The 23,725-nt window shown below is 61.9% G+C and carries 21 protein-coding genes; 20 read left to right on the top strand and 1 reads right to left on the bottom strand.

What is annotated here, in order from left to right; all coding sequences use genetic code 11:
• Positions 1-122: 122 nt before the first annotated feature.
• The 9 genes from IG169_RS14540 (at position 123) to IG169_RS14500 (ending at position 10,480) form a co-directional block, all read left to right on the top strand.
• Entirely contained in the window at positions 123-1,349 is a 1,227-nt protein-coding gene (locus tag IG169_RS14540; protein WP_193176950.1) for a mandelate racemase/muconate lactonizing enzyme family protein, read from the top strand.
• 40 nt (positions 1,350-1,389) lie between these two features.
• Complete coding sequence (locus IG169_RS14535) at positions 1,390-2,988, top strand: GMC family oxidoreductase (RefSeq protein WP_193176949.1); 1,599 nt, start codon at positions 1,390-1,392, stop codon at positions 2,986-2,988.
• A gap of 7 nt (positions 2,989-2,995) precedes the next feature.
• On the top strand, positions 2,996-3,460 hold the full coding sequence (locus tag IG169_RS14530) for a hypothetical protein (protein WP_193176948.1): 465 nt from the start codon (positions 2,996-2,998) through the stop codon (positions 3,458-3,460).
• 16 nt (positions 3,461-3,476) lie between these two features.
• Positions 3,477-4,403 carry a carbohydrate ABC transporter permease gene (locus IG169_RS14525; protein WP_193176947.1) on the top strand — a complete coding sequence of 309 codons (927 nt, stop codon included), beginning with the start codon at positions 3,477-3,479 and terminating at the stop codon, positions 4,401-4,403.
• Between the two features lie 74 nt (positions 4,404-4,477).
• Positions 4,478-5,260 (top strand): carbohydrate ABC transporter permease, encoded by a 783-nt coding sequence (locus IG169_RS14520; protein WP_343225660.1) that lies wholly within the window; start codon positions 4,478-4,480, stop codon positions 5,258-5,260.
• Positions 5,261-5,302: 42 nt separating this feature from the next.
• The gene (locus IG169_RS14515) at positions 5,303-5,986 is read left to right on the top strand and encodes a GntR family transcriptional regulator (RefSeq protein ID WP_193176945.1); all 684 of its coding nucleotides are present in this window, start codon (positions 5,303-5,305) and stop codon (positions 5,984-5,986) included.
• A 54-nt stretch (positions 5,987-6,040) separates the two neighbouring features.
• Complete coding sequence (locus tag IG169_RS14510) at positions 6,041-7,114, top strand: ABC transporter ATP-binding protein (protein WP_193176944.1); 1,074 nt, start codon at positions 6,041-6,043, stop codon at positions 7,112-7,114.
• Positions 7,115-7,154: 40 nt separating this feature from the next.
• Positions 7,155-8,588 carry an aldehyde dehydrogenase family protein gene (locus tag IG169_RS14505; protein WP_193176943.1) on the top strand — a complete coding sequence of 478 codons (1,434 nt, stop codon included), beginning with the start codon at positions 7,155-7,157 and terminating at the stop codon, positions 8,586-8,588.
• Positions 8,589-9,346: 758 nt separating this feature from the next.
• A complete protein-coding gene (locus IG169_RS14500; protein WP_193176942.1) occupies positions 9,347-10,480 on the top strand; it encodes an aminotransferase class V-fold PLP-dependent enzyme in 1,134 nt (377 codons plus the stop codon).
• Between the two features lie 707 nt (positions 10,481-11,187).
• Here the strand turns inward: IG169_RS14500 and IG169_RS14495 are convergent.
• Positions 11,188-11,760: a nuclear transport factor 2 family protein gene (locus IG169_RS14495; protein WP_193176941.1), complete on the bottom strand. Its 573-nt coding sequence runs from the start codon at positions 11,758-11,760 to the stop codon at positions 11,188-11,190.
• An 81-nt stretch (positions 11,761-11,841) separates the two neighbouring features.
• On the opposite strand from IG169_RS14495, the gene IG169_RS14490 reads away from it, so the two are divergent.
• The 11 genes from IG169_RS14490 to IG169_RS14440 all read left to right on the top strand — a co-directional run bounded on the left by IG169_RS14490 (position 11,842) and on the right by IG169_RS14440 (position 23,724).
• The gene (locus IG169_RS14490) at positions 11,842-12,723 is read left to right on the top strand and encodes a GntR family transcriptional regulator (protein WP_193176940.1); all 882 of its coding nucleotides are present in this window, start codon (positions 11,842-11,844) and stop codon (positions 12,721-12,723) included.
• A 24-nt stretch (positions 12,724-12,747) separates the two neighbouring features.
• Positions 12,748-13,980, top strand: coding sequence for an ABC transporter substrate-binding protein (locus IG169_RS14485; RefSeq protein ID WP_193176939.1), 1,233 nt, complete (start codon positions 12,748-12,750; stop codon positions 13,978-13,980).
• A gap of 74 nt (positions 13,981-14,054) precedes the next feature.
• Complete coding sequence (locus IG169_RS14480; RefSeq protein ID WP_193176938.1) at positions 14,055-14,927, top strand: branched-chain amino acid ABC transporter permease; 873 nt, start codon at positions 14,055-14,057, stop codon at positions 14,925-14,927.
• A gap of 4 nt (positions 14,928-14,931) precedes the next feature.
• Positions 14,932-15,906 carry an ABC transporter permease subunit gene (locus IG169_RS14475; RefSeq protein ID WP_193176937.1) on the top strand — a complete coding sequence of 325 codons (975 nt, stop codon included), beginning with the start codon at positions 14,932-14,934 and terminating at the stop codon, positions 15,904-15,906.
• Positions 15,899-16,645 (top strand): ABC transporter ATP-binding protein, encoded by a 747-nt coding sequence (locus tag IG169_RS14470; RefSeq protein WP_343225659.1) that lies wholly within the window; start codon positions 15,899-15,901, stop codon positions 16,643-16,645. Before IG169_RS14475 ends, IG169_RS14470 begins: the two co-directional genes overlap by 8 nt.
• On the top strand, positions 16,638-17,342 hold the full coding sequence (locus IG169_RS14465; RefSeq protein WP_193176935.1) for an ABC transporter ATP-binding protein: 705 nt from the start codon (positions 16,638-16,640) through the stop codon (positions 17,340-17,342). The genes IG169_RS14470 and IG169_RS14465 overlap by 8 nt, the downstream gene beginning before the upstream one ends.
• Positions 17,342-18,616 (top strand): 3-isopropylmalate dehydratase large subunit, encoded by a 1,275-nt coding sequence (locus tag IG169_RS14460; RefSeq protein WP_210326034.1) that lies wholly within the window; start codon positions 17,342-17,344, stop codon positions 18,614-18,616. The genes IG169_RS14465 and IG169_RS14460 overlap by 1 nt, the downstream gene beginning before the upstream one ends.
• On the top strand, positions 18,613-19,116 hold the full coding sequence (locus IG169_RS14455) for a LeuD/DmdB family oxidoreductase small subunit (protein ID WP_193176933.1): 504 nt from the start codon (positions 18,613-18,615) through the stop codon (positions 19,114-19,116). The genes IG169_RS14460 and IG169_RS14455 overlap by 4 nt, the downstream gene beginning before the upstream one ends.
• A complete protein-coding gene (locus tag IG169_RS14450) occupies positions 19,113-19,988 on the top strand; it encodes an isocitrate lyase/PEP mutase family protein (protein WP_193176932.1) in 876 nt (291 codons plus the stop codon). The genes IG169_RS14455 and IG169_RS14450 overlap by 4 nt, the downstream gene beginning before the upstream one ends.
• Positions 19,985-21,679 (top strand): hydantoinase B/oxoprolinase family protein, encoded by a 1,695-nt coding sequence (locus IG169_RS14445; protein ID WP_193176931.1) that lies wholly within the window; start codon positions 19,985-19,987, stop codon positions 21,677-21,679. Before IG169_RS14450 ends, IG169_RS14445 begins: the two co-directional genes overlap by 4 nt.
• Complete coding sequence (locus tag IG169_RS14440) at positions 21,676-23,724, top strand: hydantoinase/oxoprolinase family protein (RefSeq protein WP_193176930.1); 2,049 nt, start codon at positions 21,676-21,678, stop codon at positions 23,722-23,724. Before IG169_RS14445 ends, IG169_RS14440 begins: the two co-directional genes overlap by 4 nt.
• Position 23,725: the final 1 nt, after the last annotated feature.

Here is a 23,725-nt window from a genome sequence, read left to right as displayed (position 1 = left end):
TGGTTTTGCATTTCAACTCAATTTGGCTGCGTCGTGCAGGCATGGCGCCACGGTGCTGATTTCTTCCGCATCGCACATCCGGGCCGGGTTGGCCGTGCCCGATTTTTTTACTGGGGAATTCGATGTCGACGAAAGCGATTGTCAGTGAAGTCAAGACACTCTCTTGCAGCAACTCCTGGCGCAACTACCATTTCCTGAAAATCGCCACCGAGGATGGCATCGTCGGCTGGAGTGAATTCGACGAGAACTTCGGTTCGCCGGGCGTTTCGGCGGTGATCGGCGAGCTCTCGCACCGACTGATCGGCCAGAGCGCGATGCATCACGAGCATGTCAGGGAAGATCTGCGCAACGTGACACGGCCCGGCTCGGGCGGGGTGGTTGGCCAGGCGCTCGGAGCGATCGAGAATGCGCTTCTCGACGTCAAGGCCAAGGCGCTGGACGTGCCCTGCCACGTCCTGCTCGGCGGCAAGGTGCGTGACAAGATCAGGGTTTACTGGTCGCATTGCGTTTCCTATCGCACGCGCACCGAGCACTTCCCGCCGGGCATCGTCGATGAGAGCGGCGTGCGCGAGATTGCCCGGGAGGTTGGCGAGAAGGGCTTCACGGCGCTCAAGACGAATATCTTTCACTATGACGACGAGGGGCGGATCGAGGGCTGGTCTCCCGGCTTCAGCCGTCCGCACGAGCCCGGCCGCAATGTCGAACGCAAGACCCGCAAGGACTTGCGAAAGCACCTCGAAATCATGCGTGAGGAAGCCGGTCCCGATATAGACATCCTGCTCGATCTCAACTTCAACGGGAAGACCGAGGGCTTTCTTTCCATGCTGCGGGAAGTCGAGGATCTCGACCTTTTCTGGGTCGAGATCGACACGCTCGATCCCAAGGCGCTTGCCTATATCCGCGCCCATAGCCGCCATCCGATATCATCCTGCGAAACGCTGATAGGCTTGCAGCAATTCCTTCCGTTCTTCCGCGAACAGGCAGTGGATGTCGCCATCATCGACACGCCCTGGAACGGTGTCTGGCAGTCGCTAAAGATCGCCTCGGCGGCGGAGGCGCACGAGATCAACGTGGCGAGTCACAATTTCTATGGCCACCTTTGCACCATGATGAACGCGCATTTCAGCGCGGTCGTCCCGAACATGCGGATCATGGAAACCGATATTGACCGGATTGCCTGGGACGCGGAGATCTTCTCCCACATGCCCGAGATCAAGGACGGCTATCTCACCGTTCCGGACCGGCCCGGTTGGGGCACCGAACCGATCGAGGCCGCGCTTGCGAAATACCCGCCGCTGTCGACCGTGGGTATGCCGAAACGTGTTTCGATCCCCCGTCTGTCCATGTGAAGATGGCTGACGCACCCGGAGCCCCGAAGTACGCAAGATCATGAACGAGCCTGTCGACGTCATCATCATCGGAGCCGGCGCATCCGGCGCGGCGGTAGCCTGGAGCCTTGCCGAGACCCGGATGCGTATCGTCTGCCTGGAGCAGGGGGATTGGCCGAGGTCTTCGGATTTTCCGAGCACAGGCAGGGACTGGGAAGCCAGGACACTGGAAGACTATGCCATCAGTCCGAACCGGCGGGGGTTGCCGGCCGACTATCCCGTCAATGATGATGACTCGCCGATCAAGATCGCCAACTACAATGGGGTTGGCGGCGGGACGGTATTTTACGCGGCCCATTTTCCCCGGCTTCACCCTTCGGACTTCCGTGTCCGCAGCCTGGACGGCGTCGCGGATGACTGGCCGGTCGACTATCGCACGCTCGAGCCGTTCTACGGGCTCAACGACAAGATGATGGGCGTATCGGGCCTGGCCGGCGATCCGGCCTATCCGCAAAAGGAACCGGTGATGCCCGCCATCCCCATGGGTCGGACTGGCGAAAAGCTCGGCGCCGCCATGAACGGTCTGGGATGGCACTGGTGGCCATCCGATGCCGCGATCCTGACCGAGGAATACGAGGGTCGGGCGCCGTGCATCAATCTCGGCCAGTGCGGTTCCGGTTGTGCGCAGGGCGCCAAGGCCAGCACCGACGTCACTTATTGGCCCGAGGCGATCCGTTCGCGCATCGAGTTGCGCACGCGGTGCCGCGTCAGCCGCATCGAGACCAACGATGCAAATATGGCAACAGGCGTTCACTATTTCGGCGGGGATGGCCGGGAAGTCTTCCAGCCGGCAGAAATCGTCATCATGGCCTGTAACGGTATCGGGACGCCGCGCATCCTGCTCAATTCCACTTCGGGACGGTTTCCGAACGGGCTTGCCAATTCCAGCGGGCTGGTCGGCAAGAACCTGATGCTCCATCCCTATGCGCAGATACGCGGCCATTTCGACGAACCGCTCGATGGCTATCGCGGTCCGCCGATCTGCATTTGGAGCATGGAGTTTTACGAGACGGACCCCGAACGCGACTTCGTTCGCGGCTATTCCTACCAGTTCTCGCGCGGCCTTGGTCCGGTCAGGACGGCGATCAACGGCATGGCGGACGGACTGCTGCCGTGGGGTGAAGGACATCATGCAGCGTTTCGGCGTCTGTTCGACCGCAGCGCCGGCATGGTTTCGGTTTGCGAGGATCTGCCGGAGGAAACCAACCGGGTCACGCTCGATCCGAACCTCAAGGATGCAGACGGAATTCCGGCGCCGAAAATCACCTACCGGATATCCGGTAACACGCAGAAGATGCTCGACCATTCCGTGGCGCGCGGTATCGAGATTCTGGAGGCGGCCGGCGCCCACGACATCACCGCCAGGGCGCCTTTGCCCTATGCCGGCTGGCACCTGATGGGCACGGCGCGCATGGGCATGGATCCGGAACGGTCGGTCGTCAACGAATGGGGCCGAAGCCACGATGTGAAGAACCTGTTCATTGTCGATGGCAGCGTGTTCGTCACATCGGGAGGCGTGAACCCGACGTCCACGATCCAGGCGGTCGCGCTCTACGTCGCCGACCAGATCAAGTCCCGAATTTACGAACTGTTCGATTGAAATCAAAATGACGACCGCTGAAAACGATCCGTCCCCGCCGCTTTCCGCTCCCGAAAGGGAGACGCTTGAATGCGTCGTGCGCAACATGATCCCGGCGAGCGCGGAATACGGCGTTCCCGGGGCTGACGATCCGCGGATTCTCGCGGACATACTGCAGTCGATCGATCGCGACCGCGAGGCGCTGGGAAAGGCATTGCGCGCCATTGATGGTAGCGCGGACCGCCGCCTGGCCAATCTGCCGGAGCCGGAACAGGCGCGCCGTCTTGCGGCGTTCAGGGTTGCAAGTCCGGATCTTGCGGCCGTGATCGAGTCGGTCACGGCACGTTGCTACTATCGCGACGACAGGGTGATGGCGTCCATCGGCATGGAGGTCCGGCCGCCTTTTCCGCACGGCTATGAAGTGGAGCAGGGCGACTGGTCCCTGCTCGAGCCAGTTCGGGCGCGCGGCAGGATCTATCGCGATGCGGGCTAGGGAGGAAGGAAAAGGCATGACTATCGACAATGCACCCGTGACCGGGGATGCAAGCACGCGTCGGCTCGGACGGATCGGCGATCTTTTTGTGCGCTGGTCGTTTTTGGTGCCTTCGATCGTGCTCCTCGTGGCCTTGCTCGCCTATCCGATCTTCTACACGATCGACATCAGCTTCTCGCACTTCGACATCGCCAGCTTCGGCGCCGATGAATGGGTCGGCTTCGAGAACTACAGGGAAGTGATGGGCGATTATCGCTTCTGGGATTCCCTGAAGGTGACCCTGATCTATCTGGTCGTTGCCCTGCCGCTGCAGGTGGTTCTCGGTTTCGGGATCGCCTTCCTGATCAATGCCGAGTGGCGGGGAAGAGGCATGATCAGAGCTCTTTTCATCATCCCGATGGTTGTCGCCCCGGTTGTGGCCGGCGGCATGTGGCGCATGATCCTCGATCCTCTCTGGGGCGTCATGAACTATTGGCTGGGTTTTCTGGGAATCGGTCCCCTGGACTGGTTCGGCGATCCGAACCTGGCCATGGCGGCCGTCATCATTATCGACACCTGGCGGTGGACGCCTTTCATCGTGCTCATCGCGACGGCAGCGCTGCTGGCGCTTCCGAAAGATGTCTTCGAGGCGGCGAGGATCGACGGCGCGAACTGGTGGTCGACACTCTGGTCGGTCGCCATTCCGTTGTTGATGCCCGTCATTGCGGCAACGTTCGTCATCCGGTGGCTGGGCGCGGTGAAGATGTTCGATATTGTTCTCGCTGCCACCTATGGCGGGCCGGGCAAGGCAACCAATGTGGTCAACCTGTTCATCTACGAAGAGGCGTTCCGTTCGCTGCGCTTTGCGGAATCCGCTGCCATGGCGGTGATAGTGCTGATACTCACCATGGTTCTGACCGGGTTGTTCCTTCGCGGCAGCCGAAAGCTGGAGGACATGTTTTGAGCACGGTTGTCACTCCTGCACCGCAACGCTTGCGGCGCTCACTCGGTCACAAACTCCGCATCGCGGGCGGGATCGTGGTCAGCATCGTCTTCCTATTCCCGATTTACTGGATGGTTCTGACGTCCTTCAAGGACCAGGTCGACATCTTCACGAACCCGCCGACATTTTTCTTCACGCCTACGATCGCGGCTTACGTGGAATACATGACGCGCGCCGATATCGTGCCGCGGCTGATAAACACGATCATCGTGGCGTCGGGTTCGGGCCTTTTGTCGATCGTCGTCGGCACCATGGCCGGCTACGCGCTTGCCCGTATCAGGTTGCGCGGCGCGGCGACTATCGGGTTGCTGATCCTGTTGTCGCGCGGTGTTCCGCCGATCGCGCTCGCGGTGCCGATGTTTTTGGTCGCCCGAAAGCTCGGCCTGACTGACAAGCACATCACGCTGATCCTCGCCTACAGCACGTTCCTTGTTCCCTACGTCATGTGGTTGATGCGCAGCTTCTTCCTGTCGCTGCCGCGTGAACTGGAGGAATCGGCGATGATCGATGGCTGCTCGCGCTATGGAGCGTTCTTCAAGATCATTGTTCCGATTTCGCTGCCCGGACTGCTGTCGACGCTGATCTTCAGCATGATCCTCGCTTGGGAGGAACTGTTGTTTGCCCTGGTTCTTACGAACAGGCACGCGTCGACCATTCCCGTGGCGATCGCCGGAATCGCCGGCGATACGGTCAACGGCGCCAATTGGGCCGCCCTGACCGCCGTCGGTACCATCACGGTCGTGCCGGTCGTTGTCTTTGCGCTTTTGGTCCAGAAGTGGCTGATTAAGGGCTTGGCTGAAGGAGCGACGAAGGGATAGTCCGCCGGATGCTCCCTTCTTAACCGGAACTGGATCGAGTCCATGGAAAACCCCAATACCTACATGACGAAGGCCGAGATGGCCCGGCGGCATATCCAGTCGATGATCCTGAGCGGATCAGTCGGCCCCGGTGACAGGATTACCACGCGTGAGGTTTCGACCGCTTTGGGAATAAGCGAGACCCCGATTCGCGAGGCCATCCGTGGCCTGGCTTCCGAGGGATGGCTCGAAGTCCAGAGCCATATCGGCGCAGTCGTTCAGGGGCTGAGGACCGAACAGATCAGGGAAATCAGCGCGCTGCGCGGCCGGGTTTGCAGCCTCGCGATCGAACTCGGCGCGCCGAACTTCGATGCGGAGCGTCTTGCGATGATTGACGACAACATCAAGGCGTATGCCAAAGCCCTGCAGCGGAAGGATTACGATCTTGTCGCGGAGACAAATTACGAGTTTCACGAACTCCTTTGCGACAATCCTCAATCGCCATGGTGCCACAAGCTCATCGAAAACATGCATGGGCAGATGTCGGCCCAGCGGCATGGCATTCCGCCGCAGCACAACCGTCTAGGCGAAGCACTGGAAGAGCACAAGCGCATCCGCGACATGCTGCGCGCGGGCGATTTCGCGGGCGCCGCCGACATGGTCATGCAGCATGAGAAAAATACCGGAGACTTCCTGATCCAGATGATCAGCGAGATGCCGGAAACCGGAAAACGAAGGCAGGCCTGAGGCGCTGCCGGTTGCCTGCCGCAAGGCCGACGACGGAAAAGGGAGGATATCCGAATGGGTACCGTTCAGATACGCGACGTACATAAATCCTATGGCCCGGTCGAGGTCTTGCACGGGGTCTCGATCAATATCGAGGACGGCGAATTCGTCGCGCTGGTCGGCCCGTCGGGTTGCGGGAAATCCACGCTTCTGCGGATGATCGCGGGCCTGGAAGATATCTCCGGAGGAGACATCCGCATCGGAGACCGCGTGGTCAACAATATCGCGCCGAAGGACCGCGACATCGCAATGGTGTTCCAGAACTATGCGCTCTATCCGCATAAGAATGTCCGCGAGAACATGGGATTCGCGCTGCGACAGCGCCGCGTTCCGCGAGCGGAGATCGACGAGCGGGTGAACGACGCAGCCCGTATTCTGGGGCTCGAGCATCTGCTCGAGCGCAAGCCGCGCGCCCTCTCGGGTGGCCAGCGCCAGCGCGTCGCGATGGGCCGGGCGATCGTGCGCAACCCGACCGTTTTCTTGTTCGACGAGCCGCTTTCCAATCTCGATGCCAAGTTGCGCGTGCAGATGCGTTCCGAGATCAAGGAGTTGCACCAGCGCCTGAAGACCACCACGGTCTATGTCACGCACGACCAGATCGAGGCGATGACGCTTGCCGATCGCGTCGTGGTGATGAATAGCGGCGTGATCGAGCAGGAAGGACCGCCGCTCGAACTGTACGACAAGCCGGCGAGCCTGTTCGTCGCAGCATTCATCGGCTCGCCGCCGATGAATTTTCTGGAAGGCAATCTTCAGAACGGGACGGTCCTGCATCTCGACGATGGAACGCGTCTGAACCTTCCGGTTGGCGATCGGAAGCAGCGGTCCAGGGTCACCATAGGCATCCGCCCGGAGCACTTCACCGTTGCTCCGTCCGGCTGGCCCGCGACAGTCTCGGTGGTCGAGCCGACCGGGTCGGAAACGCAGATCACGGCCCGCTTTGCCGGCCACGTCGTGCGGGTCCTGAGCCGCGGGCGGACATCGGTCAGGCCTAGTGACACAATTCATCTCGCTTTCGACCAGGGTCACCTCCACTTCTTCGACCCGGCGCCTGTGCCGGAAGTGGCCAAAATGGAGGACGTCGCCTGATCCAGGCGGTCGAACAATCGAATTTCAGGAGTTTGGAAGCGTGCGCGAATTGCGTGAATTTTACATTGGCGGTCGATGGATAGCCGCGAATTCGAAAGCCGAAAATGTTCTGGTCGATCCTTCGACCGAGCACCCGTGGGGCGTCGTCGCACTCGGTGATGAGCGGGACGTGAACGCGGCCGTAGCTGCCGCGACCGCGGCCTTTCCGGTCTGGTCGGCGACCGATCCCGGCGAGCGGGTCGCGGTCATCGAGCGCATGCATGAGATCTATGCGCGGCGCGGCGAGGACATGGCTCGGGCGATCTCCGCGGAAATGGGTGCGCCGATCGAGTTGGCGCGAACGCGCCAGGCACCGGCGGCGTTGCGCCACATGAAGAACTTTCTCATGGCAATGGAGGATTTCGAGTTCGTCCGCCCGCTCGGGCCGCACGCACCCGATGACCGGATCCTGATGCAGCCGATCGGCGTCGTCGGGATGATCACGCCGTGGAACTGGCCGATGAGCCAGGTCGCGCTCAAGGTGGTGCCGGCCTTGCTCACCGGCTGCACCATGGTGCTCAAGCCCTCGGAATTCGCTCCCCTGTCTTCGGCGCTGCTCGCCGAGATCATCGACGAGGCAGGTGTGCCGGCGGGCGTCTTCAACCTCGTCCAGGGCGATGGTGCCACGGCCGGTGCGCGCCTTGTCGAGCATCCGGACATCGCGATGATTTCGTTCACCGGCTCGACCCGTGCCGGCGCAAGTGTGCTGAGGGGCTCGGCTGAAACGTTCAAGCGCGTTGCGCTCGAACTCGGCGGCAAGGGCGCGAATCTCGTCTTTGCCGACGCGGACGAAGACGCGGTGGAGCGGGGCGTGCGGGCGTGCTTCATGAACAGCGGCCAGAGCTGCAATGCGCCGACGCGCATGTTGGTCGAGCGCACGGTTTACGAGGACGCGGTGGAAAAGGCCCGCCAAGTCGCCGGATCCGTCTGCGTCGGTCCATCCGGCGAGGAAGGCCCGCATATCGGTCCGGTCGTCTCGGCGCGCCAGTATGAGCGCGTCCAGTCGCTGATCGAGACAGGCATCGCGGAAGGCGCGAGGCTGGTGGCCGGCGGTCCGGGGCGGCCCTCGGATTTCAACTGCGGCTTTTACGTAAAGCCGACCGTCTTCGCCGACGTCACCAACGACATGACGATCGCCCGCGAGGAGATTTTCGGGCCGGTTCTTTCGATCATTCCCTTCGAGGACGAGGAGGACGCGGTGCGGATCGCCAACGATACGCCATACGGCCTGACGAATTATGTCCAGAGCGGTGATGGCGAAAGGCGCAACCGGCTGGCAAGGCGCCTCAGATCCGGCATGGTCGAAATGAACGGTCAGCCGCGTGGTGCCGGTTCTCCCTTCGGCGGCGTGGGCCACTCGGGCGGCGGCAGGGAAGGTGGCGTACCTGGACTGGAGGAATATCTGGTTGTCAAGTCGGTTTCTGGATGGGGATAAATTGTGGCTCGTTGCCGGAAAGCGGTGCTTGTGCGCGGGCAAAGTGGCCGGTCGCGCATTGGAGTGACCCGGATTTGTTTCCGAACGGTCTGTTCTCGGCTAATGGCCTGCCATGGCCCACATCGAGTGGCGAAGGTTTGCGGCATTCGGGATAAATGGAAGCTATCTGGTACCGCGATACAGCATCGATCTGCAGGCATAACGTCAGTCTTGGGGCCGGAAGGGGACTGGCAGCTTTCGGTCGACGTCGGCAGCAAGCTGCCGTTCGGCTGCCGGCCTCTAATAGGCCGTTCGCACCGTCACCACATTGCTTTAACGCGGATGCTTCTTCCGTGAAACAGAATCCTGCGATTCTGTTTTAAAGTTGATTGTCTTCGGTGGGTTGAATCAGAATCACGACGCCGAGGCTCCAGGGGAATGTCTTCTCAGCGCGGCGACGGTATATCGTGAAAGTTTTCTCATTCAATGCCCCGACCCGCTCTACCTTGCGCGGCGCCTACGCTAGTGGAAGCGGACCATCAAAGGCTGCATGCGAACGGTCGTGGTCCTGGACTGCGCTCGAGCGAGTGCGGGTTGATCGACATCACGGTTTCCGGCAATCCCGGTGCGGTTCACTTGGGCAGTGACCGGGCTCTACATCCTGGCTCCGGAGCAAGCTTCGGTGTCAACGGCGCAGTGCCTTCAATGTTTCTGGAAACGGGTCTATAGCGTGGGTCGAGCTGCGCATGAAATTGCATTTGGCATAAGGAGTTGAGGGCATGAACATAACGGCGTCACCGGTGGATCCTGACGGTCTCATGGAATTTTCGGTGGTCTTCACCGACCGCTCCCTCAATCACATGTCAAAGACGTTTCAAGGCGTCATGAACGATCTGAACGTCCTGTTGCGGGAGGTCTATCAAGCAGAAGCCGTCGTAATCGTGCCCGGCGGCGGCACCTTCGGCATGGAGGCGGTTGCCCGCCAGTTCGCAACAGATGCCAACGTGCTGGTCATCCGCAATGGCTGGTTTTCCTATCGCTGGACGCAGATCTTCGAAATGGGCGACATTCCGTCCGAGACGACCGTGATCAAGGCGATGCAGGTCGGCAACGAAAGCACCTCGGCTTTTGCGCCGCAATCCATTGATGTGATCACTGCCAAAATCCGCGAGCAGCGCCCGAGCGTCGTGTTCGCGCCGCATGTGGAGACATCGTCAGGCGTCATCCTTCCCGATGATTATCTCAAGGCCGTCGCCGAAGCGGCGCACGATGTTGGCGCCCTGTTTGTGCTTGATTGCGTTGCCTCGGGGAGCATCTGGGTCGACATGAAGGCAACCGGCGTCGATGTCTTGATCTCCGCGCCGCAAAAAGGCTGGAGCGCTTCGCCGGCGGCGGGCCTCGTCATGCTGGGCGACCGCGCGCTCGCCCGGCTCGGCGAGACCACGAGCACGAGCTTCGCCATGGATCTGCGCAAATGGCACGACATCATGCAGGCCTATGTCGCGGGCGGCCATGCCTACCACTCGACAATGCCGACCGATGCCCTGCTGGTGCTTCGCAACCGGATGATCGAAACCCGAGATTTCGGGTTCGATCTCGCCCGAGAAAGGCAGTGGGAGCTCGGCCGCAAGGTTCGCGCCCTGCTGGCGGAAAACGGCTTCAAGTCGGTCGCAGCACCTGGCTTCGAGGCGCCGGGCGTCGTCGTCAGCTACACGAAGGATCCCGACATCCAGACGGGCAAGAAGTTCCTGGCCGAAGGCATGCAGATCGCCGCCGGCGTCCCCCTGATGTGCGACGAACCCGCCGACTTCCGCACCTTCCGCATCGGCCTGTTCGGGCTCGACAAGCTCGCGGATGTGGACGGCACGGTATCCAGGCTGGAAGCGGTTCTCGGCAAGCTCGCAGAAGCCTGAGTTCAAGACGGTACCGCGCCCTGTACTCCCGGCGGGGCGGCCAATTCGGTTCCAGACGATCTTGACATGCTTCCTGAAGTTCCGCCCACTCGGAACTGGATTTTTGCACCTATTTTCCAGGGATCGGGAGGGCGTCTTCCAACGGTGCACCACTGCTGGACACTGCCGAACCAGGCAGTGTTCGGTAGGACGCGTTGTGCGACATCGTATTTATCCGAGCCAAACCCCGGCCTGTCCGGAGTTTCGAGCAGACCGCTTTGTGCATCAGTCATGTGATCCAGATTTGGGTACGGCGTCAAGCCGGGCGAAAGCTTTTCGCCGAGCCGGTCCAAAGACCATGCCCCATGAATGGTGAGCGTTCGGATTAGGCGGAAAGCGGACTTCCGCTCTTGTGGCTCAAATGACCGCAACTGCGCCGAAAACGGCCGTCCGTGTGGACGCTGGAGTTGTCCGTTTCTGACCCTTTACGGACACTCACTGCGGCATTGGCCATTAGCAGCGATTCACCCGTAGCGCACACGAATTTGCGTAGGCAAGACGTGTGTAGCCGCGGATATGAACGGCGATTGAGATTGTATTTACCCACCGCAAGGTCCGCTTGGGGACATTACTCGCGCGTGGCAAAATCCAGCCAGATCCAGCAGGTTTCATAAAAGCGCGGAGCTCGCCCTTCACTGGTGACCGCTAAGAGGGGTCTATTCTCTTTCCTAAGTCGAGGACATGCCATTGTGGATTTCGGCAAGGTCGTTCCAAACGCGCTGGTCCGTGAGCTTCCCGTCTATGACTTCAAACCGGTCTATAAAGCGGATTCCTGAAAAGGCGGTGCCGTCTGGCCATTCGCCGGTTAGGGTGCCGTGACAATAAACGATCACGCCGGTCTCGCCGAAGGCCTCCTCAAATGCTTCGTAGGTCTTGCTCACGAATTTATAGCGCTTCCGGCCCCATTCGACGAGTTCTTCCAGGCGCCTGAAGCGGGCGTCTCCGGGAAAGGTCATGGTGAATCCGTCGGCAAGAAAGCCGCGCGCCGCATCGAGGTTGCGGGCTTCCATGGCGGCCAGAAATTCGCGGACTACGACAGCACCAGATTCAATGGGCTTTCCGGGCGTGCGCGAAGTGCGTCCGCGCATGTAGGATGAGGGTTTCACTTCCTCCAGAATCACGGTGATCCCGTCCAGCGGCGCGGCGATGGTAGCGCGCACCGTATCGGTCAGCCGTTCAGCCAGACGCCTTTTCGTCGCTTCGTCGTATCCCTCGATCAGGGTTGTTCGGATCACTGGCATGAAACAGCTCCCTCTGGATTCACCTGATTGACATAATGTTATAATGACATAACATTATCGGCAATCCACTTGGGAGGCGGCATGGATCTGGCTCGGTCCAACGAGGAATTTGCAGGCGGTGAGCGCAAGCCGCAGCCGCTGATGAAACTCGACCCGAATGCGCGCGTCCCGCTCTATCACCAGATATTCCTTATCCTCAGAAACCGCATTTACGGCGGGACCATCGCGCCGGGCGATATCGTGCCGGGAGAACAGGAACTCTGCCTCGACTTCGGCGTTTCGCGAATTACCGCCAGACGCGCACTCAACGAACTGGCGGACGCCGGCCTGGTCGTTCGTGAAAGGGGGCGAGGCACTCGGGTCGTAACGCGCCCGCCCGTGCCAGCGGTCACGTCTTCGATTGAGGGCTGGCTGGAAAACATCTCGCTGATGGGCATTGCGACGGAAGCCCGCGTACTTGACTTCTCTTACGTGGCCGCAAACGGAGAGATTGCGGCGGCTCTGGAACTCGAGTCCGGCACCGAAGTGCAGCGCGCCGAGCGCGTGCGTGTCCTCGATGGCGAACCGATGTCCTTCTTGGTCACTTATGTCCCCGCAGATATCGGCCGCCAATACGACCGCGAAGACCTCGACACGCGCCCCCTCCTGCAGCTCCTGGAACGCGCGGGCGTGGACGTCGCCTCCGCCCGCCAGACGATCTCGGCGACGCTAGCCGATGATTTCGTGGCCAGTGCGCTGGACATCAATCCGGGTGCACCCCTGATCGAAGTCAGGCGGATTGTGCGCGACGTCCGCGACCGCCCCATCGAATATATCCGCGTCCTTTACCGGCCGGATCTCTACCGCTTCGAGATGTCCATGCGCCGCGTCCAGGAAAAGGACGGCGCGCGCTGGACGACAACGACATCGTCTCCCTTTCCCGATGGAGCGGGAAAGGTGGGAACATCGGGGCAATCAAAGTGAAAACGGTTAGAAAGGGAGATTCAGATGACCGGAGAAACTAAACGGCGCGGCGTTGATCGCCGCCAATTCATTGCAACCGGCGCGGCCGCGCTGGGCCTTGGGATTACGGGCTTTCCGGCTGTGCTGCGCGCCGAGGCCACACCGGTAAAGATCGGCTTGATCCATCCGGTATCCGGCTTCATCGCATTTTCCGGTACGCAGTGCCGCGAAGGCGCGCAGATGGCGATCGCAGACATCAATGCGGCGGGTGGCATCAAGTCTCTTGGCGGCGCTAAGCTGGAAGCCGTTCTCGGCGACAGCCAGGGCAAGCCGGAAATCGGTGCCGCTGAGGTGACCAAAATGGTTGAGGGTGGCATTCACGGTATCGTGGCCGGTTATGCCTCGTCGATCTCGCTCGCAACGTCGCAAGAGGCAGCCAAATCCAATACGCCGCATGTTGTCGACGTCGGCGTATCCGATCAGATCGTCAGCCGCGGTCTTGCCAACACGTTCCGCTTCAGCCCGGGCTACGGCAAGATCGCGCAGTTCGCGGTCGACAACCTCGACAAGATCAACCAGTCTGCCGGATCGCCGGCCAAGACCGCAATGATCATCCATGAGGAATCGCTGTTTGGCACGGGCACAGCAAAACTCCTGTCCGAGAAGCTTCCCGAAAAGGGAATCGAAGTCATAGAAGTCATCAAGCACGCCAATCCGACGCGCGACTTCACCAACATCGTGCTCCAGATCAAGGCCAAGAAGCCTGACCTGATCATCCCGGCCAACTACTACAACGAATACGTGCTTCTGGCACGGACCATGCGACAGCAGAAGGTCGAAGCGAAGGGAATATACTCCGTGCTGGGCGGTGCCGCGTCGAGCTACAAGTTCGTCAAGGAATTCCCGGAAGCCGCCGAGCAGATCATGGACTGCAATCACTGGTTCGATCCGACATCTGACGTCGCACTCGCCCGCAAAAAGGCGGCCGAGGACAAGGGGTTGTTCTACACTTACGAGGTGTTCCTGGCCTATAATGCCGTAGCCTTCCTTGCCGACGCGATCGAACGCGCCGGCTCCACTGAAAAGGACGCCATCATCGCCGCCATGGCCGCTTCGACCTGGGACGGGCATGGCATGCCCTACGGTCCGACCAAAATGGTCGACGGCCAGAACGAGGGCGCCCAGCCGGTCAATACACAGGTGCTCAACGGCGATATCGAAGTGATCTATCCGGAAGAGTTCGCTTCGGCGAAGCCTGTCTTCCCGATGACGATGTAAGACAGTCCTCAACGGTCCCGGGCGCCACGCCGCGCCCGGGCACATATCCCGCAAACCCCGAACCGGACCAAGCCATGCCGGACCTAGCCATCATCGTACCGTCTCTCCTGAACGGGCTGACGACAGGTGCGCTCTACGCGCTGATCGCGCTCGGGCTGACGCTGATCTATGGAGTGCTTCACATCATCAATTTCGCGCACGGCGCGCTACTGATGGTCGGCCTCTACGCCGTCTGGTTCCTCAATACGCGGCTCGGGATCGATCCCTATGTCGCCTTGCTGATCGTGCCGCCGGCCATGTTCGTCCTGGGTTATGGTCTCCAGCGCGGCATAATCGGGCGGGCAAGCCACGGCCGCGACGAAAACATCCTTTTGGTCACACTGGGTCTGTCTATCGTCATCGAGAATCTGGCGCTCTATTTCTTCCGCTCCGACACGCGGATCGTCGACACGCCCTATTCCTTCGAGACGGTCGAGTTCCTTGGCGCCTTCCTGCCGCTGCCGAAGGTCATCGCCTTTTTCGGCGCGTTGATCAGCGCCGCCGCATTGTGGCTGGTGATGTCCAAGACCGACCTTGGCCGCGCCATCCGGGCGATTGCCAGGGAACGCAAGGGCGCGCAACTCGTTGGCATCAACGCGGATCACGTCTACGCCATGAGCTTCGGGCTCGGCATTGCCTGTCTCGGCGTAGCGGCCTGCCTGCTCCTGCCGAGCTATTACGTGACACCGTCCGTCGGACACGGTTTCGTGCTGATCGCCTTCACCATCGTCGTGCTCGGCGGCATGGGTTCGTTCGTCGGTGCGCTGATCGGCGGACTCATCATCGGTGTCGTGGAAGCTCTGGGCGGGCTGTTCCTCGGCGAAAGCCTCGGCCAGATTGGCATCTTCGTCATCTTCATCCTCGTCCTGATGTTCAGGCCGCAGGGCCTTCTCGGGCACAAGGTGTGATCCGATGCGCCAGCTTGTCATCCTCGCCGTTGTTTTTGCGTTTATCGCCGCGGCGCCTGCCATCATCACCTCGGAATTCACTCAGAACGTGATCATCATGGTGCTCTACGCGGCTCTGCTCGGGCAGGCCTGGAATATCCTTGGCGGCTATGGCGGGCAGTTCTCTTTCGGACATGCGGCCTATTTCGGTACTGGCGCATACACGGTTGCGGTGCTGCAGGTACAGCTTGGCGTTAATCCGTGGATCGGCCTGGTAATCGGTGCGCTATTTTCGATGGCAGTCGCGGCCTTCATCGGCTTCGCCACGTTCCGATACGGCCTGCGCGGTTCCTATTTCGCGCTGGTGACGCTGGCCTTCGCGGAAGTGCTGCGCATCCTTTCGAACTCGGTGGGTTTTACCGGGGCCGGCGTCGGCATCCTGATCCCGCTCGCGCCTGGCGCGGCCAACATGCAGTTCGAGACCAAGACAGGCTTCTTCTTCCTGATCTGGGTACTGACCCTTTCGAGCTTCCTTGTCGTCTGGTGGATCGGCCACTCCCGCTTCGGCGCTTCGCTTGCCGCCGTGCGCGATAACGAGGACGCCGCGCGGGCGCTCGGCGTCAATGCCTTTCGCGTCAAGATGGGTGCGATCATGCTGTCCGGGCTGTTCAGCGGTCTAGCTGGCATCTTCTACGCTCAGTACTTTCTCTATCTCGATCCGTATATCGCCTATGGGCCGGCGATCTCGGTGGAAAGCCTGCTCGTACCGATCATTGGCGGCATGGGGACTTTGTTCGGTCCGCTGCTCGGAGCGGCGGCCTTACATGTCGTTTCGGAAGCTACGCGCGAACTGATCGGAGATGTCCCGGGTATCAGCCTGGCACTGTATGGGGCACTGCTGGTGGTCATGGTCATGTTCATGCCGCGTGGCCTGGCGGGATTGCTCGCGCGTCTCGGCGTTCGGCGTCGCGCGGCATCCGGGGAGATGCCCCGTGCTTGAGATCCGCGGCATCTGCAAGTCTTTCGGCGGCGTGCGAGCCTCGCGCGATGTGACCCTGACGGTGCCTGAAGGCCATATCACATCGCTGATCGGGCCGAACGGGTCAGGCAAGACAACGCTTTTCGCCCAGATCACGGGTTTCCTGAAACCGGACGCGGGCAGCGTGCATTTTCTCGGCGAGGATATCACCGGAATGGCGCCCGAAGCCATTGCCCGGCGCGGAATGGTGCGAACCTTTCAGATCGTGCAGCCTTTTACCGGACAGACCGTGCGCGAGAACATCGCCGTCGGCGCGCATCTACATCGCGCCTCGCGCGCCGATGCACTCGCCCGTGCCGAAGAGGTCGCGCATCGCGTCGGTCTTGGCGATCGTCTCGATCTCGATGCCGCGTCCCTGACAGTTGCCGGGCGCAAGCGGCTGGAAGTTGCGCGCGCGCTCGCGACCGATCCCAAGCTGATCCTTTTCGACGAGGTACTCGCCGGTCTCAACCCGTCCGAAATCCGCGACGTAATCCCGGTCATCAGGGATATCCGACAATCCGGCATCACGATCTTCATGATCGAACACGTGATGCAGGCGGTGATGAGCCTGTCGGAGTACAGTTGGGTGCTCAACCAGGGCGAGGTGATCGCCGAGGGAACGCCCGCCGAAATCGTGACCGACGAAAAGGTGATCGAAGCCTATCTCGGCAAGGGCATGGCGAAGCGCATCGCCGAAAGGCAGGGTATCCATGCTTGAGGTCAGGGAACTGAAGGCAGGGTACGGCGCCGTGGAAGTGCTGCGCGGTGTCGATCTCGACATTTCGAAAGGCGAGATCGTCGCGCTACTCGGCTCCAACGGCGTCGGCAAGACGACGTTCGCCGGCGTTCTTTCGGGGCTCGTGCCCGCCTGGTCGGGAAGCATCGTGTTCAATGGAGCCAGCATCGCCGGTCTCGGCGCGCAGGCCGTCGTCGATCGCGGGCTGATCCATGTGCCCGAGGGCCGGCACATTTTCCCCAACCTGACCGTGCGCGAAAACCTCGAACTCGGCGCCTATCGACGCGGCAAGGGCAGCCGCAGTCAGAACATCGATCATGTCGCCACTGTGTTTCCGCGCCTCAGGGAACGTTTCGCGCAAAAGGCGGGAACGCTTTCGGGTGGCGAACAGCAGATGCTGGCGATCGGTCGGGGAATGATGGCCGAACCCGAACTTCTGATCCTCGACGAGCCGTCGATCGGCCTGTCGCCGTTGCTTGTCGAGGAGATGTTCGACCTCATCGCCAAACTGAAGGCGGAAGGACTGACGATCCTGCTCGTGGAGCAGAATGTCCTGCAGTCGATGGAAATCGCGGACCGCGCCTTCGTGATGGAAAACGGTCACATCCGCCTTTCGGGAAAGCCGTCCGTTCTGATGGACGATCCCGATTTGCAGCGCGCCTATCTGGGGCTGGCATGATGGGCACGACACTAGCGCAAAAGATCATCGCCCGCGCCGCAGGCCGCAAGAGCGTAACACCGGGCGAGATCGTCACTGCCACGGTGGATCTCGCCATGATCCATGATTCCGGCGGGCCGCGCCGGGTCGAGCCGGTCCTGCAGGAGCTCGGCGTCGGCCTGTTCGATGCGCAAAAGGTCGTCCTGATCTCCGATCACTTCGTGCCCGGCGAAACCGACGAAGGCGCCCGTATTCTCGAACTGACCCGGCAATGGGCGAAGCGGCGCGGCGTTCCCTTCCATGACGGTGAGGGCATCTGCCATGTCGTTCTTCCGGAACGCGGCCATCTCAAGCCGGGAATGTTCGTGGTCGGCGGCGACAGCCATTCGCCCACTGGCGGCGCGTTTGGCGCCTACATGTTCGGAGTCGGCGCAACCGAAATGGCAGGCGTCCTGGCGACCGGCGAAATCTGGATCAAGGTGCCGGAAACCATCATGATCGAGTGGGAGGGGCAGTTGCCGCGCGGCGTGACCGCAAAAGACATGATGCTGAAATCCTGCACGCGGCTCGGCATGGATGGTGGACAATACCAGGCCGTCGAGTATGCCGGTTCCGCCGTTCGCGCACTTTCGATGCAGGAACGCATGACACTATCGAACATGGCGGCGGAACTCGGCGCGCAGGCGGGCCTCATCGCGCCGGATGAAACGACTGCCGAATGGCTGCGCGATGTTGGCGGCGACCCGGGCGACTATGCCGGCCTTTGCACCGATCCGGATGCTGCGCTGCTGGAACGCCACGCCTTCGACGCTTCGAGCCTCGAGCCGCAGGCAGCCGCGCCGCACTCGCCGGCCAATTCCGCTTCTGTTGGCGAGGCGGGGGAGGTACGGATCGACGTCGCCTATGTCGGTGCCTGCACCGGCGCCAAGTATGTCGACCTGAAGGCGGCGGCGGAAATCCTGAAAGGCCGCAAGGCCGCACCTGGCGTGGAGCTTCTTGTCGCCCCGGCATCGAAACGCGACCAGGACCGTGCCGCCGCAGAGGGCATTCTTGGTGCGCTGGAAGAAGCCGGCGCGAAGATCCTGCCGAACGCCTGCGGAATATGCGCCGGCTACGGCACGCACCGGCTCGGCGAGGATGTCACCTGCGTCTCGTCGACGGCACGCAACTTCAAGGGCCGCATGGGCGCGGCGTCCTCCAAGGTCTGGCTCGCTTCGCCTTATACGGTCGCTGCATCCGCGGTAACCGGCCGGCTTGCCGATCCGCGCGACATGCTCCCGGAGGCGGTGTCATGACCGGTCGCGTCTTTCTCCTCGGTGACAATGTCGATACCGACCAACTGGCGCCGGGGCAGTATATGTCGGGCGGGATCGCCGAACTGGCCTCCCATTGTCTTGAGGGCGTGCGGCCGGATTTCGCGGAGACCGTCAAGCCGGGTGATGTCATTGTTGCCGGACGCAATTTCGGCATCGGCTCTTCGCGCGAGCAGGCCGCCGAAGCCCTGAAGCTTCTCGGCATTGCGGGCGTCGTGGCCCAGTCGTTTGCCGGCATTTTCTATCGTAACGCGATCAATCTCGGCTTGCCGGTGCTGACCGCTGCCGACCCGTCCCCGGTGGAGGACGGCGATACGGTTTGGCTGGATATCGATAACAACCTGCTCGACCTGTCGGACAAGGTGCGCGCGGTGTGGCTTGATCCGTTGCCGGACAATTTGAAGATCCTGCTCGCCGATGGCGGTCTCGTGCCGCATCTCAAGAAACGGTTAGCGGCCGAAAGGAAGGGAAAAAAAGCATGAGCACGCGCCTTAAGGACCGGCTCGGCGACAAGAGAATCCTGGTTGCCCCCGGCGTCTACGATGCCCTGACGGGCCTGATAGCGGAGCAGGCAGGCGCCGAAGCGGTTTACCTGTCCGGCGCTTCGATCGCCTATACGCGCTTCGGCCGCCCGGACATCGGCCTGGTTTCGATGAGCGAGGTTGCCGATACCATCGCCGTCCTGCGTGATCGCATCGCGCTGCCCATCGTCGTCGACGGCGACAATGGATTCGGCAATGCGCTGAATGTTCAGCGAACGGTTCGGGTTTTCGAGCGCGTGGGCGCCAGTGCAATCCAGCTTGAGGACCAGACGCTGCCGAAACGATGCGGCCACCTGGCTGGCAAGACGCTGGTGTCCACCGGCGAAATGGCCGGCAAGATCGCTGCCGCCTGCGATGCTCGGGCCAGTGACGACATGCTGATCATCGGGCGCACGGACGCTATCGCCGTGGAAGGTTTCGATGCCGCTCTCGACCGAGCCGAGGCCTATTTGGAGGCGGGCGCCGACATGCTTTTCGTGGAAGCGCCGCAGACGCTGGAACAGCTGAAGGGCGTCGTCTCGCGATTTACCGGCCGCGTGCCGCTGATGGCCAACATGGTGGAAGGGGGAAAGACGCCGGCGCTCGGCGCAAACGACCTCGAAGCTTTTGGCTTCAGCTTCGTGATCTTTCCCGGCGGCGTGGTTCGCGCCATCGCCCGAACCGCGCGCGACTACTACGCCAATCTGATGGCCGAGGGCTCAAATGCCGCCTTTCGGCACCGCATGTTCGATTTCGCCGGGCTGAACGACCTGATCGGAACGCCGGATCTGCTCGCAGCCGGCCAACGCTATGATGGAGGCAGCGAGAAATGAGCATCGACGCCGTAACGCTGGCGATCCTGAAGGGAAGGCTCGAACAGATTGCGGACGAGATGGACGCGACGCTGTTCCGTTCCGCCTTCAATCCGATCATCGCGGAAGCCCACGATGCCTCACACGGGATCTACGATGCCGACACCGGCGAGACCATGGTGCAGGGCAAGTCCGGTCTGCCCATTTTCGTCGGTGTCATGGCGTTTGCGGTCAAGGCGGTGATCGACAAGGCCGCGAAATCGGGCGGTGTGCACGAAGGCGATGTCTGGATCTTCAACGATCCCTACGATGGCGGCACGCACCTGTCCGATTTCCGGCTGGTCAAGCCGGTTTTCCGAAACGGCCGGGTGTTTTGCTTCCTCGCGTCCGTCGGCCACTGGCACGACGTCGGCGGCAACGTGCCGGGTAACTACAATCCGGTGGCCACCGAGAGCTTCCAGGAAGGCATGCTCATCCCGCCGGTGAAACTCTACGACAAGGGCGAATGGCGCCAGGATATCGTCGACATCCTTTCCGCGAACTCGCGGCTGCCGCTGTCGCTCTACGGCGATCTCAACGGCCAGATCAACGCGCTGGAGCTGGGCGAGAAGCGCATTCATGCGCTGATCGACGAATACTCGGATGTCACGGTTGCCGACTGTCTTGTGGAATTGAAGGCGCGCGCGGCGCAAATGATGCGGGCTCAGATAGCGAGCCTGCCGTCGGGCACGGTATCGGCGGAGGATTTCCTCGATAATGACGGCATCGTCGACGAGCCATTGAAGATCGCGCTGGATCTGACGATCGACGGCGACCGCATGGTCATGGATTTTTCACGCTCCTCGCCGGCGTGCGCCGGCCCGGTCAACATCTCGCGTTCCACCACGATCGCCGCCTGTTACGTGGCGTTGAAACACATCTTCGGCGACGTGCCGGCCAATGCCGGCGTGCTCGAGCCGGTGGAATTCAGGATCGCCGGAGATTCGCTTCTGTCGGTGAAGGCGCCGAAACCCGTCGGCGGCTACACCGAGACGATCCTGCGCCTAATCGACGTTGTCTTTGAAGCGGTCGCGAAGATCGCGCCGGACGAGGCGATGGCCTGCGCCTATGGCACCATCAACGCATTGTCGCTCGCCGGCCACCGCGCCAACGGCCAGCGCTGGGTGATGTTCTCCTTCTTTGGCGGCGGGCACGGCGCACACGGCCACGGCGACGGCCTCAATCACGGTAACGCGCCAATTTCCACGGCCACGATCCCGCCGCTTGAAATCCTGGAAGCCGCCTATCCGGTCTGCTTCACGCAATGGGCGTTGCGTCCGGATTCCGGCGGCCCTGGCGAATACCGCGGCGGCTTGGGCGCGATTTACGAGATCGAACTGCTGGAGGAGAAGGCGGACGTGTTCCTGTTCGGCGAACGCGGCAAGTTCCCGCCGCGCGGCGTGGCCGGCGGCGGCGACGCCGCGACCAATCGATTCATCTACGAGCAGGATGACGGCGTGCACGAACCGCCGATGGTGTCCAAGATGATCGGCATTCAACTGAAGAAGGGCCAGAAAGTGCGGCTCGAGACACCGGGCGGCGGCGGTCACGGCGACCCGGCCCGACGCGCGCCGGAAGCAATTGCCCGCGACGTGCGACTTGGCTATGTCAGCGCGGAGGCTGCAGCGGCGACATACGGCTACGAAGGCAACGAGCCGGAGGGCCGCCAATGAGCGGGTACTATGTCATTGGCGTCGATGTCGGCGGCACGTTCACCGACATCTTCGTGCTCGACGAGCAGAGCGGACAGGTCATGACCGGCAAGGTTCCGTCGACGCGCGGGGACCAGTCGAAGGGTTTCATCGAGGGGATTTCCGGCCTTGTCGGGGATTTCAGCGAAATCGGGACCGTCGTTCACGGCACGACGGTCGGCACGAATGCGCTGCTGGAGCGCAAGGGCGCGCGAACCGGGATCATCACCACCGAAGGCTTTCGTGACGTGCTGGAAATGCGCCGGCGCGACCGGCCGACGACTTGGGGGCTGAAGGGTTCTTTTACGCCAGTCGTCGAGCGGCCGGACCGCCTGGAGGTCGGCGAACGTGTGCTGGCCGACGGCTCGGTGTTGCGCGCAGTTGCGGAAGACGAGGTCAAGGCCCGCGCGAAAACGCTCGCCGAAAATGGCTGCGAGGCGGTCTGCGTCTTCTTCATCAACGGTTATGCCAACAATGACAACGAGATACGCGCGGTGGAGGCGGTGCGCTCGGTATGGCCCAACGCCTATGTCACGGCGGCGACCGAAATCCTGCCGGAAATCCGCGAGTTCGAGCGGCTGTCGACGGCGACGCTGAACGCCTATCTGCAACCGGTCGTCTCCTCCTATCTCGACCGGCTGGAATCCGGGCTGGCGAACAGGAGCTTCGGGGGCGACATCCTGATCGTGCAGTCGAATGGCGGCGTGATGTCGGTCGACACGGCGAAGCGATACCCGGTGCGCACGGCGTTGTCCGGGCCGGCGGCCGGCGTCATCGCCGCCACGGCAATCGCCAAGGCTGCCGGTTTTCCCAATATCATCACCTGCGACATGGGCGGGACGTCATTCGACGTCTCGCTGATCGCCGATGGCGAGGCAGCACTCGCCGCTCAGACCGCGATCGATTTCGGCATGGTGGTCCGCACGCCGATGATCGAGATTACCACTATCGGCGCCGGCGGCGGCTCGATCGCCTGGGTCGACAAGTCCGGACTGCTGCAGGTTGGACCGGAATCGGCGGGTTCCAATCCCGGACCGGTCTGCTACGGTCTCGGCAACGACCGACCCACGGTCACAGACGCCAATCTCGTGCTCGGCCGCATCAATCCCGACCGGCCGATCGGCGGCAAGCTCGACCGGCTCGATGTCGAAGCGGCCCGGGTGGCGATCGAGGCGCATATCGGCAAGCCGCTCGGACTTGGCGTCGAAGATGCGGCGGAAGCGATCCTGAAGCTCGCCAACGCGAAAATGGCCGGCGCGATCCGCCTCGTTTCCATCGAGAAAGGACACGATCCGGCGAAATTCGCGGCCATGCCCTTCGGCGGCGGCGGCGCGCTGCACACCGGCGCGCTGATCAAGGATGTGGGCCTCGGTTCCGCCCTTGTGCCGCGCTTCCCCGGCGTGACCTCGGCACTTGGGTGCGTCGTGTCCGACATGCGCCACGACCGCGTGCAAACCGTGAATCGCCTGCTCGACCAGATCGACGCCGAGGCGCTCGGCCGGGAGATGAAGGAGGTCGCGGACGAAACGGAAGCGCTGCTCGCCAAGGCCGGCGTCAGTTTTGCCGGGATCGACCGCGTCTATGAACTCGACATGCTCTATCTCGGCCAGACGCATACGGTGAACGTGCCCGTCACGATTCCGGGCAACGGTCTGACGTGCGAAGCGGTCCGCGAGGCCTTCGAGGTGGCCTATCGCGAAACCTACGGCCGCTTGCTCAGCAATATCCCGATGCGCGTGATGAACTATCGCGTCGCGGTGATCGGCCGGCGGCCGGAACTCGACATGGCGGTATTCACGCCGTCCGGCGGCAAGCCCGCGGATGCATGCCGGACCGGCACGCGAAATGTCTATGTCGATGGCCAGGCGCACGAGGCCGGCGTCTACGAACGCCTCGACCTAAAAGTGGACGCCATAATTGCCGGACCGGCACTGCTCGAACAGGCGGACACGACGATTTTTGTCGACCCCGGACTGGAAGCGCGAGTCGACCGGTTCGGAAATCTAGTAATCACGCCGACGGGGTGAG

Origin of the sequence: Oricola nitratireducens (assembly GCF_014904745.1) — a bacterium.
GTDB classification, from domain to species: domain Bacteria; phylum Pseudomonadota; class Alphaproteobacteria; order Rhizobiales; family Rhizobiaceae; genus Oricola; species Oricola nitratireducens.
This window is presented reverse-complemented; position numbering and strand designations above follow the sequence as displayed.